The following is a 16,113-nucleotide window of genomic DNA, read 5'->3' on the forward strand; positions in this document are numbered from 1 at the left end:
GCAAATGAATGAATAGCCATTCCTGTATTTGACTGCTGCGTTTTCCGGTTTAATCTCCCCATGGATCGTTTCAAGGCCATGCAGACCTTCGTGCAGATTGCCGACCAGGGCAGCCTGACCCGCGCCGCCGAGGCGCTCGGCACCTCGCTGCCCGCGGTAGTGCGCTCGCTCGCCGCGCTGGAGGCACACCTGGGCGTGCGCCTGTTCCACCGCACCACGCGCCGCCTTTCGCTCACCGAGGAAGGCCGCCACTACCTGTCGAGCGCACGCGAGGTGCTGCTCGCGGCCGATGCCGCCGACCTCGCGCTGAAGGCAGAGGCGCGCGAGCCGGCGGGCCAGCTCACCATCACCGCGCCGGTGCTCTTCGGCCACATGTACGTGGCGCCCGCCATCGTGCGCTTCATGCAGCGCTACGAAAAAGTGCGCTGCAGCGTGCGGCTGTACGACCGCACCGTGAACCTGCTCGAAGAAGGCATCGACGTGGGCATTCGCATCAGCCCGCTGGAAGATTCGTCGCTGGTGGCGCAGACGCTGGGCACCATCCGCCGCGTGGTGGCCGTGAGCCCCGACTACCTGGCGCGGCACGGCACGCCAACGCATCCGCGCGACCTGAACGGCGCGCCCTGCGTGCGAGGCCGCGTCGACGCGCCGGCGCAGTGGCTGTTCCACGAAGGCGGCAAGACGATCAGCGTCACGCCGAACAACCGCCTGGAGTTCAATCACCTCGCGCCGGCCATCGAGTCGTGCGCAGCGGGCATGGGCTTCGGCACCTTCTTCTCGTACCAGGTGATGCCGCACGTGGCGCAGGGACGGCTGAAGCTGGTGCTGGAAGACTTCGAGCCACCGCCGCGGCCGGTGAGCGTGATCTATCCCAATGCGCGGCTGCTGCCCGCGCGCACGCGGGCGTTCATCGAGTGGATGAAGATGGAGTTCAGCGGGCTCAGGCTCTAGGTGCAGTTGCCATTGCAGCTGCAGTTGCGGGGCAATTCGCGACTGTCGAGCAGGCAGATTTCCGAGTCCTGCTTCAGCACCGGCCAGCCGTCGCGCTCGAGCTGTCCGGTCACGGCCGATACGCGCGACGTGAATTCCTCCAGGGATTCGCAGCTGCGCAGCGTCACGAAGCAGGTGCAGGCTTCCTCACGCAGGCTGTCTCGCGACAACTGCGCGCCGTGCGCCTCGCACAGCTGCTGCAGCGCAGACATGTCGCACTGCTGCTGGCGCAGCTTGCCGCGCCACTCGAAATACTGGCCGTCGCAGTCGAGCTGGTCGGCGTCCTGCACAGGCGCATCGACCTTCACGCCCAGCACGGCCATGCCCGCCCGCGCCAGCCATTGCGCCAGCGCCATCGCTTCGGCCTTGGCTTCTTCGAGATCGGCGCGCAACCAGGCGGTAGCCGAGAGCTGCCGATTTCGCTCGCCGCCGTTGTCGCGGTGATGGTCGATCAGCAGCGGCCGCAGCCCGATCTGCTCGCACACCGCGACGAAGAACGGGATCTGCGATTCGTGCGGCACATCGCAGGTCAGGTGAAGTTCCAGCCTGCTCTTCATGGCACGACCACCGGCGCAGGCAAAGGCAGGCCATCGCAGAGCGCGGCGGCATCGCTCGCCATGCCGCGCACCGCCTCTTCGAGGCCGAGATTCAGCACCGACATGAACTCGCCATTGGCGCTGGCCCAGTTGGTGCGCGTCCCCATGCCGTGGTACTGGCGCAAGACAGTCTCGCCGCCGGGCAGGCGGTAGTTCACCTTGAGCACGACGTGCGAAACCAGGTTCAGATCGACCGACCACGCGTGGGCCAGGCGCAGGGCCACGTCCGCAGTCACCTGCCTGGCACCGGCGCTCGCGGGCGGTGCGCCCAGCACTGTCTGGAACCCGTAGCGGCTCGTCGACTGCAGCGCGCCGCGCGTCCACCCGGTGGCATCGCCGCTGCGCAGTGACTGCACGGACCGGGGCGTGGCATGCACCGTCGGCAGCATCACGGTGAGGTTGCCGGCGTTGGCCTTGTTGCTGCGCGCATCTTCGATCGATGGCAGGTACAGCGTGCAGCCGCGCGCGAGTCGCAGCGACACGGCCGGCACGCTGTTGGGGCGTTCGGCCGGCTCGGGCGCGGGCTCGAAAACCATGGGGAGCGGCTCGCTCTCGGTGACGGCATGCGAGAGAGTGGGCATGGCGCAGAGTACGGCCAGAGTGGTGGCGATGGCAAGTCCTTGGCGTGGCCTCATGGGGCGGTGTTCCTGACCGAATACATGGCGCCGTCCTGGTCGCGGAACAGCACGCGGCCGGGCTGCTCGTCGAAGCTCTGGCCGGCCAGTGTCACCCACGAACCGTTGACGTTGAATCGCGCAGTCTTAACGCCACCTGAACGAGCGCCGGCAATGTCCAGCGCGACCGCATGCAGGGTCTGTGCCATCGACTCGCGCATCACGCCGCGCAGCACCTGCCCGTCGTTCGCGGTGAGCCTGCGCAGCACGGCGGCGCGCGCGGTGCCGCCGATGGGCGTCTGGAAGATGGCCGAGGCGCGGTAGCTCGGCTCGCTGCGGCCGTCCTGCCAGAGCAGGGCCGAGGTGCGCGTGGTGAAGGCACCGAGGCCTGGCTCCAGCGCGTATTGCAGCAACAGCACCATGTAGGCGGGGCCAGTTTTCGTGGCAGCGATGCGGGCCTCCTGCTCGGCCTTCAGCGGCATCGCCGCGAGCACCTGCGAGGAGCGGATCTTCAGCGGGAACGAGCTCGGCTCGGCAAGCAGCGTGGTCAGCGCCTTGCCCGCCTCCACGCGGTAGTCGTAGTCGAGCAGCGGGCCGACGATGGCCTGCACTTCGGCGCTCATCTCCTTCTGGCGCGTTTGCTGCACCGACGAGTCGATCAGCGCGCCGATCAGCCCGCCGCCGGTGGCCGCGCTCACGCCCGGGGGCTGCGCGGAGAACATGAAGCTCTCCTGCGCGACGACGACGCGTACGTCGACTTCCTGGACCTTGTTGCGGTCCGCAGCCGCCAGGGGCCGATGAAAAGGTGCGCAGGCGCCGAGCAGCAGCGCAGCCGACAGCACCAACCAGAAACGCAGCATCCTTGGGCCTCCCACCGCGCAATGCAACTGGGCGTCGATTGTGAGGCCGCCGGGGCGTGGTTCGACTCGGGTTATCGAGGGCTTGGAGCGCCCGTGATTTTCAGGTGACTGCGTCAGAATGGTTGTGTGCCGCCCACATCTTCTTCCCCTTCCCCCGCACCTCTCTTTCACGCCAGCCACTTGCGCAAGCGCTATGGCGACACCACGGTCGTCGACGACCTGTCATTCGAGATCGCGCCCGGCGAATGCCTGGGCGTGATCGGCCCGAACGGTGCAGGCAAGACCACCACCATCCGCATGTGCCTGGGCCTCACCGCGCCCGACGGTGGTGACATCTCGGCACTCGGGCTGCAGATGCCGCGCGATGCACTGGCCATCAAGGCGCAGCTGGGCGTGGTCACGCAGTTCGACACGCTCGACCCGGATTTCAGCTGCGCCGAGAACCTCGTGGTGTACGGCCGCTACTTCGGCTTCAGCAAGGCGCATGTGCGCGCACGCGTGCCGCAGCTGCTGGAGTTCGCGGCGCTGTCGCACAAGGCCGATGCGAAGCCGGGCGAGCTCTCGGGCGGCATGCGGCGGCGGCTGTCGCTGGCGCGTGCGCTGGTCAACGACCCGAAGCTGCTGCTGCTCGACGAACCGACCACCGGGCTCGACCCGCAGGCGCGGCACCTGATGTGGGAACGGCTGCAGGTGCTGCTGCAGCAGGGCAAGTCGATCTTGCTGACCACGCACTTCATGGACGAGGCCGAGCGCCTGTGCTCGCGCCTGCTGGTGCTCGACCATGGCCGCAAGATCGCCGAAGGCCGCCCGCGCGATCTGATCGCCGAGCACCTGGAGCCCGACGTGGTCGAGGTGTATGGCAACGGCGCACTGTCGCTGGCGGAATCGCCCGAGCTGAAGGCGATGGCGGCACGCGTGGAAGTCAGCGGTGAGACAGTGTTCTTCTACACGCAGGACGCGCGGCGGCTGCTCGATGCGCTGACGCAGCACAGCGGCCTGCGCACCTTTCATCGACCGGCGAATCTGGAGGACCTCTTCCTCAAGCTCACCGGCCGCCAGATTCGCGAGGACGGCTAGATCATGAACACGACGACAACGACGACCGCACCGATTGCGGCGACCGCGCCTCCTTCGCCTTCAGTGTGGCGCCCGCCCGAAATCTCGCTGCGCTGGTGGCCCGTGTTTTTGCGCAACCTGCTGGTGTGGCGCAAGCTCGCCATCCCCAGCCTGATCGGAAACATCGCCGAACCGCTGATCTGGCTCGTGGCCTTCGGCTACGGCATGGGCGCGCTGGTGGGGCAGGTGTCGGTCGACGGCGTGAAGGTGCCCTACATCCTGTTCCTGGCGAGCGGGTCGATCTGCATGAGCGCGATGAACGCGGCGAGCTTCGAGGCGCTGTATTCGGCGTTCTCGCGCATGCACGTGCAGAAGACCTGGGACGGCATCATGAACGCGCCCGTCGGGCTCGACGACATCGTGATGGCCGAAATGCTGTGGGCGGCGTTCAAGTCGATCTTCACCGTGACGGCCATCTTGTTCGTGATGCTCGGGCTGGGCATCAGCCACAGCCCGAAGCTCATCGTTGCGTGGATGGTGCTGATCGGAGCGGGCATCACCTTCTCGTCGATCGCGCTGATCTTCAATGCGCTGGCGAAGGGCTATGACTTCTTCACGTACTACTTCACGCTCTTCATGACGCCGATGATGTTCCTGAGCGGAGTCTTCTTTCCGCTCGAGCAACTGCCCTCCGCCGTCAAGGCCGTGGCGGCGTGGCTGCCGCTGACGAATGCGGTGGCACTGGTGCGGCCGCTTTTCATGGACCAGTGGCCGACCGACTGGTGGCTGCATGCGGCGGTGCTGGCTGTGTATGCGGTGGTGGCGTTCTGGATTGCGTTGGCGTTGACGCGCAAGCGGTTCAAGGGGTGAGGCTGGGTCTCTTCATCACCTGCAGCTGCATGACTCCCGCGGTCCGGGCCCGCACTTCAGGCGAAGCCAGGCAAGTGGCAACCGCCTCGTAGCCGGGCGCGCCGGGATAAGGCGCCACCTGGGTCGGCGGGCTGTGGTTGGCGGGGCAGAGGAGGATGGTTTCGTCCGGGCCGACGGCAGTCAGGTCGAGGATGGCGCAGGAGCGGGTGAGCATGAAGAGGGGCCGCACGCCGGGCCCGCGGCGGCGCAGCCAGGCAATCAATGCCTCCTGGGTTGCGTGGTCGAGGCCTTGTTCGATCATGTCGATGACCAAAGCATCCGGCCCATCGGCCTGCAGCCCCGCGAGCAATGCGATCAAGGCATCCGACGGCGTGGCGCCGTCTTCCACGAGCCAGGCCAGGGCTTCGTCGACGCGGGACTTCAGCAGGGGATCGCCATCCAGCCGCGACTTTGCTGCTGCCACCTCGTCATCTTCAAGCCTCTCCAGGCCCAGCATGGCGGCGTTGGGCAGTGCATTGGCGAGGCACTGCGCCAGCCGGGTCTTGCCACTGCCTAGCGGACCAATGATGTAGTTCAGGGCGCGGATGTCGCGAAGCTCGAAGAGCTCCCCGCCCCATGGCCACGGCAGTTCGAATGCGATGCGGACCTCTGCAGCAGGTGCCAGCAGGCCTGTGAGTTCGCCGATGCTCGGCGTCCGGCCTTGCGCAAGTTCGCTTCGCAAGCCACGGACCTTGTCGACCGTGCGAGCAAGCTGGCGAAGCTGCGCTTCCAGCGCTGTCTGGTGCGCCGCCAGCGTTGGCTCCAGTCCCTGGGAATTGCCTTCCAGCGCCCGCTCCACCTGCGCAAGGCTGAAGCCGAGCGCGCGAAGCGCGACGATCTCGGCGGCCCGGGCCATCTCCTTCTGGCCATACTCCCGCCACCCTGCCGCAGTACGACCAGGCTCCACCAACCCGCGCTGCTCATAGAGCCGCAAGGCCTTGGCCGAAACACCGAGCCGCCTCGCGGCTTCGGATGGACTGAAAGAGCGAGCGGTGGATTGCATGAAGAGAACCTTTTTCGACGTTCTTCCCTTTTTAAGGGCTGCCCCAGGGGCCGGGTCAACAGGCGGACATGAAAGTTGGATTCACTGGCCTTGCAGGTTCAGAATGCCCGTTCCCGGCAGACTGTAGCCTCCGTTGAAACCAACGCTTGCAAATTAGATTGCACACAATCTAATTGCTCGCTAAAATTCAGCTCATGCGCTCCACCCCAGTCCCCGCCGACGAAATGCTCAAGCTGGACAACCAGCTGTGTTTCGCCGTGTACTCCGCCTCCCTGGCCATGACGCGGCTCTACAAGCCGGTGCTGGAAAAGCTGCAGCTCACCTACCCCCAATACCTCGTGATGCTCGCCCTCTGGGAGCAAGACGGCCTCATGGTCTCCGAGCTCGGCGAGAAGCTCTCGCTCGACTCGGGCACGCTCACGCCGCTGCTCAAGCGCCTGGAAGCCAACGGCTACGTGGCCCGTGTGCGCGACGTGGCCGACGAGCGCCGCGTGCACATCACGCTGACAGCCGCCGGCCGCAGGCTCAAGAGCCGCGCATCGAACGTGCCGGCCTGCCTGATGGCCGCCACCGAATGCTCGGTGCCCGAACTGATTTCGCTCACCCAGCAGATCCAGACCCTGCGCGACCGCATCAAGAAGGCAGCCTGACGCAGCGCAACATTTTTCTCCCGCTTCGGTCGATCCCATCAAGAGAGAACGAAGCGTTTCACCACCCTCCCTCCACTTCATCATCACCAAAGGAATCACCATGACCACCAAGCTCGACAAAGTTCTCTACACCGCAGAAGCTCACACCGTCGGCGGCCGTGACGGCGCAGGCAAGTCCAGCGATGGCGCCATCGACGTCAAGCTGAGCTCGCCCGGTTCCGGCAAGCCCGGCACCAACCCCGAGCAGCTGTTCGCGGTCGGCTATGCCGCCTGCTTCATCGGCGCGATGAAGGCCGTCGGCCCGAAGATCGGCGTGAAGGTGCCTGAAGACGTCGCCATCGACTCCAGCGTTTCCCTTGGCCCGACGAACGGCGGCGCGGCTTACGGCATCGCCGTGAAGCTGGCGATCACGCTGCCCGGCCTGGATGCAGATGCCAAGCAGAAGCTGGTCGACACCGCTCACCAGGTTTGCCCCTACTCGAACGCCACCCGCGGCAACATCGACGTCGAACTGACGATCGCCTAAAAGCTCGTTGCGCGCGCGAACAAGCGGTCCGGCCACAAGCCGGGCCGCTTTTTTCATGCCCGCCGATGTCTCACGGGTGACGCCAAAACGCGGCGCGAGATAGCGCCTTTCATCAAGCTTGGCTAACGTAGCTGGACACCAACTGCCAGGAGCCTCGCTCATGAGCACCACCAGCTTCCTCATCCGCAAAGACCAGCTCGCCACCACGCGCCTGCACACCGCCACCGACGAAGCGCTCGCCGACGGCCAGGTGCGCGTGCGCATCGACAGCTTTGCGCTCACTTCCAACAACATCACGTATGCCGCCTTCGGTGACGCGATGAGCTACTGGCAGTTCTTCCCGAGCGGCGAAGAGGGCTGGGGCAGCATTCCCGTGTGGGGCTTTGCGAGCGTCGTGCAGTCGCTGCACCCGGGCGTGGCGGTGGGCGAACGGCTCTACGGCTACTGGCCGATGGCTTCAGCCGCGGTGCTGAGCCCCGGGCGGCTTTCGCCCGAGCGCTTCACCGACGTGGCGCCGCACCGCGCAGAGCTGCCCGCCGTCTACAACCAGTACTTCCGCTGCGCGAGCGATGCGCTCTATACGGCCGACACCGAAGACACCCAGGCCCTGCTGCGCCCGCTGTTCATCACCTCGTGGCTGATCGACGACTTCATGGCCGACAACGATTTCTTCGGCGCGAAGACCATGCTGCTGTCGAGCGCATCGAGCAAGACGGCCTACGGCACCGCCTTCCAGCTGCACCAGCGCGAGGGCATCGAGGTGATCGGCCTGACCTCGCCCTCCAACGTGGCCTTCTGCGAAAGCCTGGGCTGCTACGACCGCGTGGTGACCTACGAAGCACTCGACACCATCGCGGCCGACACGCCCTGCGTGTACGTCGACTTCGCCGGCAACGGCGCGCTGCGCAACGCCATCCACGAGCGCTTCGCGAACCTCGCGTACAGCAGCTCCATCGGCGGCACGCACGTCGAGCAGCTTGCGACCAAGGGCGCGGGCAAGGACCTGTCGGGCCCGCGTGCCACGCTGTTCTTCGCGCCGGCGCAGATCAAGAAGCGCACCACCGAATGGGGCCCCGACGAATTCGGGCGCCGCATGGTCGCGGCCTGGCACAACTTCCTGGCCACCGTCACCGATGCGAAGGCCCCCTGGCTGCACGCCGAACACCACGATGGCGGCGAGGCAGTGCAGGCCGCCTACGCGCAGGTGCTCGCGGGCAAGGGCGACCCGCGCACGGGCCATATCCTTTCTCTTTACAAACAACCTGCAAGCGCGTGAGCCCGCGGGGCGCCGTGTGGCGACAATCGCCGCATGACCCTTTCTTCCGCGGCGCCCGCGAACACACATCCTTACGAGAGCCTCACGCCAGACGTGGTGCTCGACGCGCTCGCGACGCTCGGCCTGTACGGCGACGGCCGGCTCACAGGCCTGAACTCCTATGAAAACCGGGTCTACCAGGTCTACCTGGAGGATCGCAGTGCCGTGGTGGTCAAGTTCTACCGCCCCGGCCGCTGGAGCGAAGCAGAGATCCTCGAAGAGCACGGCTTCTCGCTCGAACTGGCCGCCGGCGAAGTGCCGGCCGTGCCGCCGCTGGCTTTCGACGGCAAGACGCTGCATCACCACGCCGGCTTCGCCTTCAGCGTGAGCCCCTACCGCGGCGGCCGCGCACCAGAGCTCGACAATTTCGAGGTGCTCGAATGGGTGGGCCGCTTTCTGGCGCGCATCCATACCGTGGGCAGCACCAAGCCTTTCGAGGCCCGCCCCGCGCTCGACCTGCAGACCTTCGGCCTCGACTCGCGCGACTGGCTGTTGGAGAACGACAAGATTCCGCTCGACATGCAGCGCGACTGGGAAAAGATCTGCAACGAGGCGCTGGACATGGTTCGCGCGACCGCCCTCGCGCTGCAGCCACCGGACTCCGACTTCAAGCCGCGCAAGCTGCGCCTGCATGGCGACGTGCATCCCGGCAACATCCTGTGGACGCCCACCGACCGCCCCGGCGGCGGCCCGCACTTCGTCGACCTCGACGACGCGCGCACCGGCTTCGCGGTGCAAGACCTGTGGATGCTGCTGTCGGGCGACCGCGCACAGCGCACGTCGCAACTGTCGGGCCTGCTCGACGGCTACGAGCAGTTCCGCGAATTCGACCGCCGCGAGCTGGCGCTGATCGAACCGCTGCGCACGCTGCGGCTCATCCACTACAGCGCCTGGCTGGCGCGGCGCTGGGAAGACCCGATCTTCCCGATCAACTTTCCGTGGTTCGGCTCCAGCGACTACTGGAAGGGGCAGATCCTCGTGCTGGAAGACCAGTGCGAGCAGATGGCCGAAGAGCCCCTTTACGCCTAGAAATGTCGGCCCCCCGGCTTTTCACTCCGCTTCGCTGCGTGTAATTCTCCACCCCCCAAGGGGGAGGCCCGGCCGCCTTGGGGCGGCCCGGCGGCGGCCGGCTGCGCGTCGACCACGCCCTGCAGCAGCCGCTCGACCAGCACATTGGCCGGTCCGTTGCGCCAGATGCCATAGGCCTCCGACTGCGCCACCACCCGGTCGAGCGGCCTGAACACCGCGCCGCGCAGGGCCGAATGCCGCATCGCCTGCGGCACCAGCGCCACGCCCATGCCCTGCGACACCAGCGAGACCACGGCCAGCCAATGGCGCACCTCGTGGCGCACCTCGGGCAGAAAGCCCGCGTCGGCGCAGATCGACAGGATGCGCTCGTGATAGTCGGGTGAAGCCTCGCGCGAGAACAGCACGAAGGGCTGCTCGCGCAGGTCGGCCGGCGCCAGCACCCGCTTGCGCGCCAGCGCATGCCCAGCAGGCAGGCAGGCCACGAAGGGTTCGGACAGCAGCAGCCGGTGCTGCAGTTCGAGCGGCACGCGGCGCGTGTGGGCAAAGCCGATGTCCAGCCGGTCGTTCAGCAGCTCGGTGATCTGCACGCCGGAGTTGAGTTCGCTCAGCGTGATGCGCACCGCCGGGTGCTTCGCCTGGAAGGCACGCAGCGCCTGCGGCAGGCCCCGGTACAGCATCGCGCCCACGAAGCCGATGCGCAGCCGCCCGGCCGAGCCCAGCGCCACGTCGCGCGCCTCGATGGCGGCTTCTTCCGCCTGCAGCAGCACGCGCCGCGCCGAAATGCGCAGCGCCTCGCCGGCGGGCGTGAGCCGCACCTCCTTGCTGTTGCGCTCGAACAGCCGCGCGCCCACGTTGTCTTCCAGCTGCCGGATCGCCACCGACAGCGGCGGCTGCGAGATCGACAGGCGCCGCGCTGCCCGCCCGAAGTGCAGTTCTTCGGCGAGCACGGAGAAGTAGCGCAGGTGCCGCAGTTCCATGGATAGTCAGATCGAATCGAACAAGACCAAATCGATATTAGACACGGATCGTCGCGGCTTCAACAATGCGCCAAACCAAGGAAACCATGGAGACAAAGCGCATGTCTGCAGAGCACGCCCATCCGATCCCCGATCGCCACGGCCAGAACCTGTTCACCACCGACGCCGAGCTGCACGCGCTGCTCGCGCTCTACCTGCCCGACGACCTGCGCCACCACATGCAGCCGCACTTCGAGCGCCTGGGCGGCCTCGCGGGCGGCCTGCTCGACGAGTTGGCTGGCACCGCCGACCGCAACCCGCCCGTGCTGAAGCAACGCACGCGCACCGGCCTCGACGAGCAGAAGGTCGTGAAGCACCCCGCCTACGTCGAAATGGAACGCCTCGCGCTCAGCGAATTCGGCCTGGCCGCCATCTCTCATCGCGACGACACACTGGGCTGGAAGGGCAAGATGCCGCCGCTGGTCAAGTACGTGCTGACCTACCTGTTCGTGCAGGCCGAGTTCGGCCTGTGCTGCCCGGTGTCCATGACCGACTCCCTCACGCGCACGCTGAAGAAGTTCGGCAGCCCGGAGCTGCTCGCAAAGTACCTGCCGCGCCTGAGCTCGCTCGACTTCGACGAGCTGGCGCAAGGTGCGATGTTCATGACCGAGCAAGCCGCCGGCTCCGACATTGCCGCCACCGCCACGATGGCGCACCAGGAAGCCGACGGCAGCTGGCGCCTTGCCGGCGACAAGTGGTTCTGCTCCAACCCCGATGCCGACTTCGCGATGGTGCTGGCACGCGCCGACGACGGCTTGCCCGGCATGAAGGGCGTGTCGCTGTTCCTGCTGCCGCGCCGGCTCGAAGATGGCAGCCTCAACCACTACCGAATCATCCGGCTGAAGGACAAGCTGGGCACGCGCTCGATGGCCAGCGGCGAGATCCGCCTCGAAGGCGCGGTCGCGTACCTCGTGGGTGAAGCAGGCCGCGGCTTCGTGCAGATGGCAGACATGGTCAACAACTCGCGCCTGTCGAACGGCGTGCGCGCTGCCGGCCTGATGCGCCGTGCGGTGGCCGAGGCCGAGTTCATCGCATCCGAGCGCCGCGCCTTCGGCCGCACGCTCGACCAGATGCCGCTGATGCAGCGCCAGCTAGACAAGCTGCGCCTGCCGGCCGAACAGGCGCGCACGATGGTGTGCCAGACGGCGCTGGCGCTGGCCCGCTCCGACGCAGCCGAGCCCGACGCGTATGCGCTGCTGCGCATCCTCACGCCGCTCATCAAGTTCCGCGCCTGCCGCGATGCGCGCAAGGTCACGGGCGACGCGATGGAAGTGCGCGGCGGCTGCGGCTACATCGAGGAATGGAGCGACGCGCGCCTCGTGCGCGACGCGCACCTGGGCTCGATCTGGGAAGGCACGAGCAACATCGTGGCGCTGGACGTGATTCGCGCGGTGAAGCGCGAAGGCTCGCTGCCGGTGCTGCGCGCGCACTGCGCGAAGCTGCTGGGCGATGCGGCGCTCGCTCCTGGCTTCGCGAAGGCCTTGCGCGATGCGCTCGACCGCGCCGCCGCGCTGACCGAAACCGCCGCGCGCGAAGGCGGCGACGTGCTCGCGCGGCAGGCCGCATCGGCGCTTTATCACTGCACCAGCGCCATCGCGATGGCCTGGGAGGCCGCACACAGCGGCTCCGCACCGCGCATGCGCTGGGCGCAACTGGTGCTGCTGCATCGCGTGCTGCCGCGCGATCCGCTCTCGCCCGATGCCATGCCCGCGGACTGGAATGCCGCCACCGGTCAATCCGCGACAGTGCCGGCCTGAGCTTCTTTTCCCCTCATACAAAAACGGAGACATCCCTTGAAACGCTTCCCCTTCCTGCTGGCCGCCTGCGCCACGCTGCTGACAGCAATGCCCGCAGCGCAAGCCGCCGACGCCTTCCCCACCAAGCCCCTGATGCTGGTCGTTCCCTTCCCGCCCGGCGGCCCCACCGACGCGATGGCCCGCACGCTGGCCGCCGAGATGAAGGACCGCCTCGGCCAGCCCATGATCGTGGAGAACCGCGCAGGCGCCGGCGGCAACATCGGCGCCGAATACGTGGCGCGCGCCGAGGCCGACGGCCACACGCTGCTGTTCGGCACTTCGGGGCCGCTGGCCATCAACGCGAGCCTGTACCGCAAGATCAACTACGACGCGGTGAAGAGCTTCGCGCCGGTGATCCAGGTCGGCTACCTGCCCAACATCCTGGTGGTGAACCCCGCCCTGCCCGTGAAGACCGTGCCGGAGTTCGTGGCCTACGCCAAGGCCAACCCCGGCAAGCTCAGCTATGCATCGTCGGGCAACGGCGCGTCGTCGCACCTCGCGGGCGTGCTCTTCAACTCGGTGGCCGGCACCGACCTGCAGCACATTCCCTACAAGGGCACCGGCCCCGCGCTCAACGACCTGCTGGGCAACCAGGTCAGCATGACCTTCACCGACATCCTCACCGCGCTGCCTTACGTCAAGGCCGGCAAGCTGCGCGCACTGGGCGTGGCCACCGTCGCGCGCTCGCAGGCGCTGCCCGACGTACCGACGATTTCGGAGCAGGGCTACAAGGGCTACGACGTGAGCGTGTTCTTCGGCATCGTCGCGCCGGCCGGCACGCCAGCCGACCGCGTGAGCAAGCTCAACCATGCCTTCGCCGAAGTGCTGAACTCGCCCAAGGTGAAGCAGATGTTCGCGGCGCAAGGCCTCGAAGCTTCGGCCGACACTTCGCCGCAGAAGCTGGGGCAGTTCATTGGTAGCGAGTCTGTGAAGTGGAAGGACGTGGTGAAGAAGTCGGGGGCGCAGCTGGATTGATGCAGCTGCGTTGTCCGGGGCGCGCTCACGCCGACGGGGTACCTTGCTCCGCGAATGTCCCCCGGCCTGCGGCCTCCTCCTTTATTTCGCTGCGCAAGGCACCCCATCGACGTGATCGTTCAGCGCACTGGTTGATCGGCCAGCACAACAGCCGCGTCCATGTGCGAATGGCACCGGGTGCTCCCCGCAGCGAAATAAAGGAGGAGCCGAAGGCGGGGGACATTCGCGGAGGGGAGTACCCGGTGTCATTCGCACGCACCCCGAACGAACGAACAAAACAAATCCAAGGACCAGAAATGACACAAGCCCAAGGCGCCCTCGCAGGCATCCGCGTCCTCGACATCTCCCGCATCCTCGGCGGCCCCTACTGCGGCCAGATCCTCGGCGATCACGGAGCCGACGTGCTCAAGGTCGAGCCGCCACAGGGCGACGACACGCGCACATGGGGCCCGCCCTTCAGGGAAGGCGTGGCCTCGTACTACCACGGGCTCAACCGCAACAAGCGCGTGCAGCACCTCGACTTCTCGACGGAAGAAGGCCGCACTGCACTGCTCGCGCTGGTGGCCGAAGCCGACGTGCTGATCGAGAACTTCAAGACCGGCACGATGGAACGCTGGGGCATCGGCTACGAGACGCTGTCGCAGCGCTTTCCGCGCCTGGTGTGGTGCCGCGTGTCGGGCTTCGGCGCCGATGGTCCGCTAGGTGCACTGCCGGGCTATGACGCCGCCGTGCAGGCCATGACCGGCATCATGAGCATCAACGGCGAAGCCGACGGCGGACCGCTGCGCGTGGGCCTGCCGGTGGTCGACATGGTGACCGGGCTGAACGCGGTCATCGGCGTGCTGCTCGCTCTGCAGGAGCGCCAGCGCAGCGGGCGTGGGCAGTTCGTGGAGGCAGCGCTGTACGACAGCGGCCTGTCGCTGCTGCATCCGCACGCGGCCAACTGGTTCATGGACGGCACCGAGCCGCGCCGCACCGGCAATGCGCATCCGAACATCTATCCGTACGACGCGCTGGCCACCGGCACCGACCCGGTGTTCGTGGCCGTGGGCAACGACCGGCAGTTCGCCAGCCTGTGCCGCTGCATCGGGCTGCCCGATCTGGTGGACGATCCGCTCTACCGCACGGCCGGCGCGCGCTCGGTGCATCGCGACGGACTCAAGCAGCAACTCGAGGCGGCGATGGCGGCCTTCGATGGCCGCGCGCTGGTCGAGCAACTGATGGCGGCTGGCGTGCCCGCCGCGCCAGTGCTGCCGGTCGATGCCGCGCTGCAGCATCCGCACACGCTGCACCGCGAGATGGTGGTGGAGATGCCCGGTGGCTATCGCGGCATCGGCGCGCCGGTGAAGCTGAGTCGCACGCCAGCAAGCTACCGGCATGCGCCACTCACGCCGGGCGATGCCTTCCTGCCGCTGGACGACTCAATGGAGCAGTGATGATCGGCCGCGGCCGATGCCGTAGTACGCGATGCCCGCGGACTCGACCTCCGCGGCGTCGTAGACATTGCGGCCATCGAAGATCGCCGGCGTGCGCAGTGCCTTCGCGATGCCCGCGAAATCGGGCCGCCGGAACTCCGCCCACTCGGTAACGAGTACCAGAACATCGGCGCCCTGCAGCGCCTCTTGCGCTGTGTCGCACCAGCGCACGTCATCGCGCTCGCCGACAAGGCTGCGCGCGTTCGGCATTGCCGCCGGGTCGTAGACCTGCATGCGCGCACCGGCGGCCCACAGCCGCCCCAGCAGCACGAGGCTTGGCGCATCGCGCATGTCGTCGGTATCTGGCTTGAAGGCCAGGCCCCACACGGCGATGGTCTTGCCCGCGATGCGGCCTTCGAAGTGGTGCGTCATCAGGTCGAACAGCCGGCTCTTCTGCTCGTGGTTCGTGGCCTCGACAGCCGAGAGGATGCGAAGCGCATGGCCGTCGCGGTCGGCCGCGTACCTCAGCGCCCGCACATCCTTCGCGAGGCACGAGCCGCCATAGCCCGCGCCCGCCTGCAGAAAGTCGGGCCCGATGCGCCGGTCAGCGCCGATGCCGCGTCGCACCATCTCGATGTCGGCGCCCGCATGCTCGGCCAGGCGGGCCATCTCGTTCATGAAGCTGATGCGGGTGGCGAGCATGGCGTTGGCCGCGTACTTGGTGAGCTCGGCCGAGCGGCGGTCCATCACCAGCAACTGCCTTGTCGGGTCCTCGATGAAGGGTTCGTAGAGCCGGGTCAGCAGGTCGACGGCCCACGGGTTTTCGCTGCCGATCACCACGCGGTCGGGCCGCCGGCAGTCGCGCACGGCCGAGCCTTCGCGCAGGAACTCGGGGTTCGCCGCCACCGCGATGCGAAGCCGCGCGCCGCGTTGCGAAAGCTCGCCGCTCAATACTGCTTCGACCTGGTCAGCAGTGCCCACCGGCGCGGTCGACTTGCACACGACCACCGCCCCGCGGTCGCGGTGCCGCCCGATGCCGGCGGCCACGGCCATCACATGGCGCAGGTCGACGCGGCCTTCGGCATCGGCCGGCGTGTTCACCACGATGAAGAGCACGTCGCCATGCAGGCAGGCCGTGCGCTCGTCGGCGGTGAACTGCAGCGTTCCGGCGGCCAGGCCAGCGGCCACCAGCGCCTCCAGGTCCGGTTCATGCAAGGGCATCAGGCCGCGCTGCAGCCCTTCGATGCGCGCCAAATCCGCGTCCGCGCACAGCACTTCGTGGCCCGCTTCGGCCAGGCAGGCGGCAAAGCTCAGGCCCACGTAGCCGGCGCCGAAGATGCTGACTTTCATGGGCGAACTCATG

16 protein-coding genes are annotated in these 16,113 nt (G+C 67.4%); 10 read left to right on the forward strand and 6 right to left on the reverse strand.

Annotated features, from left to right (window positions below; genetic code table 11):
• The first annotated feature begins 60 nt into the window (after nucleotides 1-60).
• Complete coding sequence (locus ACTG4X_RS32745; protein WP_093058682.1) at nucleotides 61-951, forward strand: LysR family transcriptional regulator; 891 nt, start codon at nucleotides 61-63, stop codon at nucleotides 949-951.
• Here the strand turns inward: ACTG4X_RS32745 and ACTG4X_RS32750 are convergent.
• From ACTG4X_RS32750 to ACTG4X_RS32760, 3 genes are read right to left on the reverse strand one after another with little or no spacing between them, the layout of a single operon-like run.
• On the reverse strand, nucleotides 948-1,547 hold the full coding sequence (locus tag ACTG4X_RS32750; RefSeq protein ID WP_256216968.1) for a hypothetical protein: 600 nt from the start codon (nucleotides 1,545-1,547) through the stop codon (nucleotides 948-950). The genes ACTG4X_RS32745 and ACTG4X_RS32750 overlap by 4 nt on opposite strands.
• Nucleotides 1,544-2,221 carry a hypothetical protein gene (locus ACTG4X_RS32755; protein WP_097197757.1) on the reverse strand — a complete coding sequence of 226 codons (678 nt, stop codon included), beginning with the start codon at nucleotides 2,219-2,221 and terminating at the stop codon, nucleotides 1,544-1,546. Before ACTG4X_RS32755 ends, ACTG4X_RS32750 begins: the two co-directional genes overlap by 4 nt.
• Entirely contained in the window at nucleotides 2,218-3,060 is an 843-nt protein-coding gene (locus tag ACTG4X_RS32760) for a hypothetical protein (RefSeq protein WP_440532891.1), read from the reverse strand. The genes ACTG4X_RS32755 and ACTG4X_RS32760 overlap by 4 nt, the downstream gene beginning before the upstream one ends.
• Before the next feature lie 126 nt (nucleotides 3,061-3,186).
• Here ACTG4X_RS32760 and ACTG4X_RS32765 point away from each other — a divergent pair, with 126 nt between their 5' ends.
• Complete coding sequence (locus tag ACTG4X_RS32765; protein WP_307616927.1) at nucleotides 3,187-4,137, forward strand: ATP-binding cassette domain-containing protein; 951 nt, start codon at nucleotides 3,187-3,189, stop codon at nucleotides 4,135-4,137.
• 3 nt (nucleotides 4,138-4,140) lie between these two features.
• Nucleotides 4,141-4,986 carry an ABC transporter permease gene (locus tag ACTG4X_RS32770; protein WP_093058678.1) on the forward strand — a complete coding sequence of 282 codons (846 nt, stop codon included), beginning with the start codon at nucleotides 4,141-4,143 and terminating at the stop codon, nucleotides 4,984-4,986.
• On the opposite strand, the gene ACTG4X_RS32775 is transcribed toward ACTG4X_RS32770, so the two are convergent.
• On the reverse strand, nucleotides 4,976-6,028 hold the full coding sequence (locus ACTG4X_RS32775) for a MerR family transcriptional regulator (RefSeq protein WP_440532892.1): 1,053 nt from the start codon (nucleotides 6,026-6,028) through the stop codon (nucleotides 4,976-4,978). The two genes, ACTG4X_RS32770 and ACTG4X_RS32775, sit on opposite strands and share 11 nt — an antisense overlap.
• A gap of 194 nt (nucleotides 6,029-6,222) precedes the next feature.
• Between ACTG4X_RS32775 and ACTG4X_RS32780 the strand changes: the two genes are divergently transcribed.
• From ACTG4X_RS32780 to ACTG4X_RS32795, 4 genes are all read left to right on the forward strand, one after another.
• Nucleotides 6,223-6,678, forward strand: coding sequence for a MarR family winged helix-turn-helix transcriptional regulator (locus ACTG4X_RS32780; RefSeq protein ID WP_093179792.1), 456 nt, complete (start codon nucleotides 6,223-6,225; stop codon nucleotides 6,676-6,678).
• A gap of 100 nt (nucleotides 6,679-6,778) precedes the next feature.
• The gene (locus ACTG4X_RS32785) at nucleotides 6,779-7,204 is read left to right on the forward strand and encodes an organic hydroperoxide resistance protein (RefSeq protein ID WP_093058675.1); all 426 of its coding nucleotides are present in this window, start codon (nucleotides 6,779-6,781) and stop codon (nucleotides 7,202-7,204) included.
• Nucleotides 7,205-7,364: 160 nt separating this feature from the next.
• Entirely contained in the window at nucleotides 7,365-8,480 is a 1,116-nt protein-coding gene (locus tag ACTG4X_RS32790) for a DUF2855 family protein (RefSeq protein ID WP_179830365.1), read from the forward strand.
• 33 nt (nucleotides 8,481-8,513) lie between these two features.
• Nucleotides 8,514-9,548, forward strand: a complete 1,035-nt coding sequence (locus ACTG4X_RS32795) for a serine/threonine protein kinase (RefSeq protein ID WP_440532893.1) — start codon at nucleotides 8,514-8,516, stop codon at nucleotides 9,546-9,548.
• Here the strand turns inward: ACTG4X_RS32795 and ACTG4X_RS32800 are convergent.
• Nucleotides 9,545-10,525, reverse strand: a complete 981-nt coding sequence (locus ACTG4X_RS32800) for a LysR family transcriptional regulator (RefSeq protein ID WP_440532894.1) — start codon at nucleotides 10,523-10,525, stop codon at nucleotides 9,545-9,547. The genes ACTG4X_RS32795 and ACTG4X_RS32800 overlap by 4 nt on opposite strands.
• 101 nt (nucleotides 10,526-10,626) lie before the next feature.
• On the opposite strand from ACTG4X_RS32800, the gene ACTG4X_RS32805 reads away from it, so the two are divergent.
• The 3 genes from ACTG4X_RS32805 (at nucleotide 10,627) to ACTG4X_RS32815 (ending at nucleotide 14,771) form a co-directional block, all read left to right on the forward strand.
• Nucleotides 10,627-12,321 carry an acyl-CoA dehydrogenase family protein gene (locus tag ACTG4X_RS32805; RefSeq protein WP_440532895.1) on the forward strand — a complete coding sequence of 565 codons (1,695 nt, stop codon included), beginning with the start codon at nucleotides 10,627-10,629 and terminating at the stop codon, nucleotides 12,319-12,321.
• Between the two features lie 36 nt (nucleotides 12,322-12,357).
• Nucleotides 12,358-13,335 (forward strand): Bug family tripartite tricarboxylate transporter substrate binding protein, encoded by a 978-nt coding sequence (locus ACTG4X_RS32810; RefSeq protein ID WP_440532896.1) that lies wholly within the window; start codon nucleotides 12,358-12,360, stop codon nucleotides 13,333-13,335.
• Nucleotides 13,336-13,631: 296 nt separating this feature from the next.
• On the forward strand, nucleotides 13,632-14,771 hold the full coding sequence (locus ACTG4X_RS32815; protein WP_440532897.1) for a CaiB/BaiF CoA transferase family protein: 1,140 nt from the start codon (nucleotides 13,632-13,634) through the stop codon (nucleotides 14,769-14,771).
• Here ACTG4X_RS32815 and ACTG4X_RS32820 read toward each other — a convergent pair.
• Nucleotides 14,757-16,100 (reverse strand): UDP-glucose dehydrogenase family protein, encoded by a 1,344-nt coding sequence (locus tag ACTG4X_RS32820; RefSeq protein ID WP_440532898.1) that lies wholly within the window; start codon nucleotides 16,098-16,100, stop codon nucleotides 14,757-14,759. The genes ACTG4X_RS32815 and ACTG4X_RS32820 overlap by 15 nt on opposite strands.
• Nucleotides 16,101-16,113 lie beyond the last annotated feature (13 nt).

The organism is Variovorax sp. YR566 (genome assembly GCF_051992195.1).
GTDB lineage: Bacteria > Pseudomonadota > Gammaproteobacteria > Burkholderiales > Burkholderiaceae_C > Variovorax.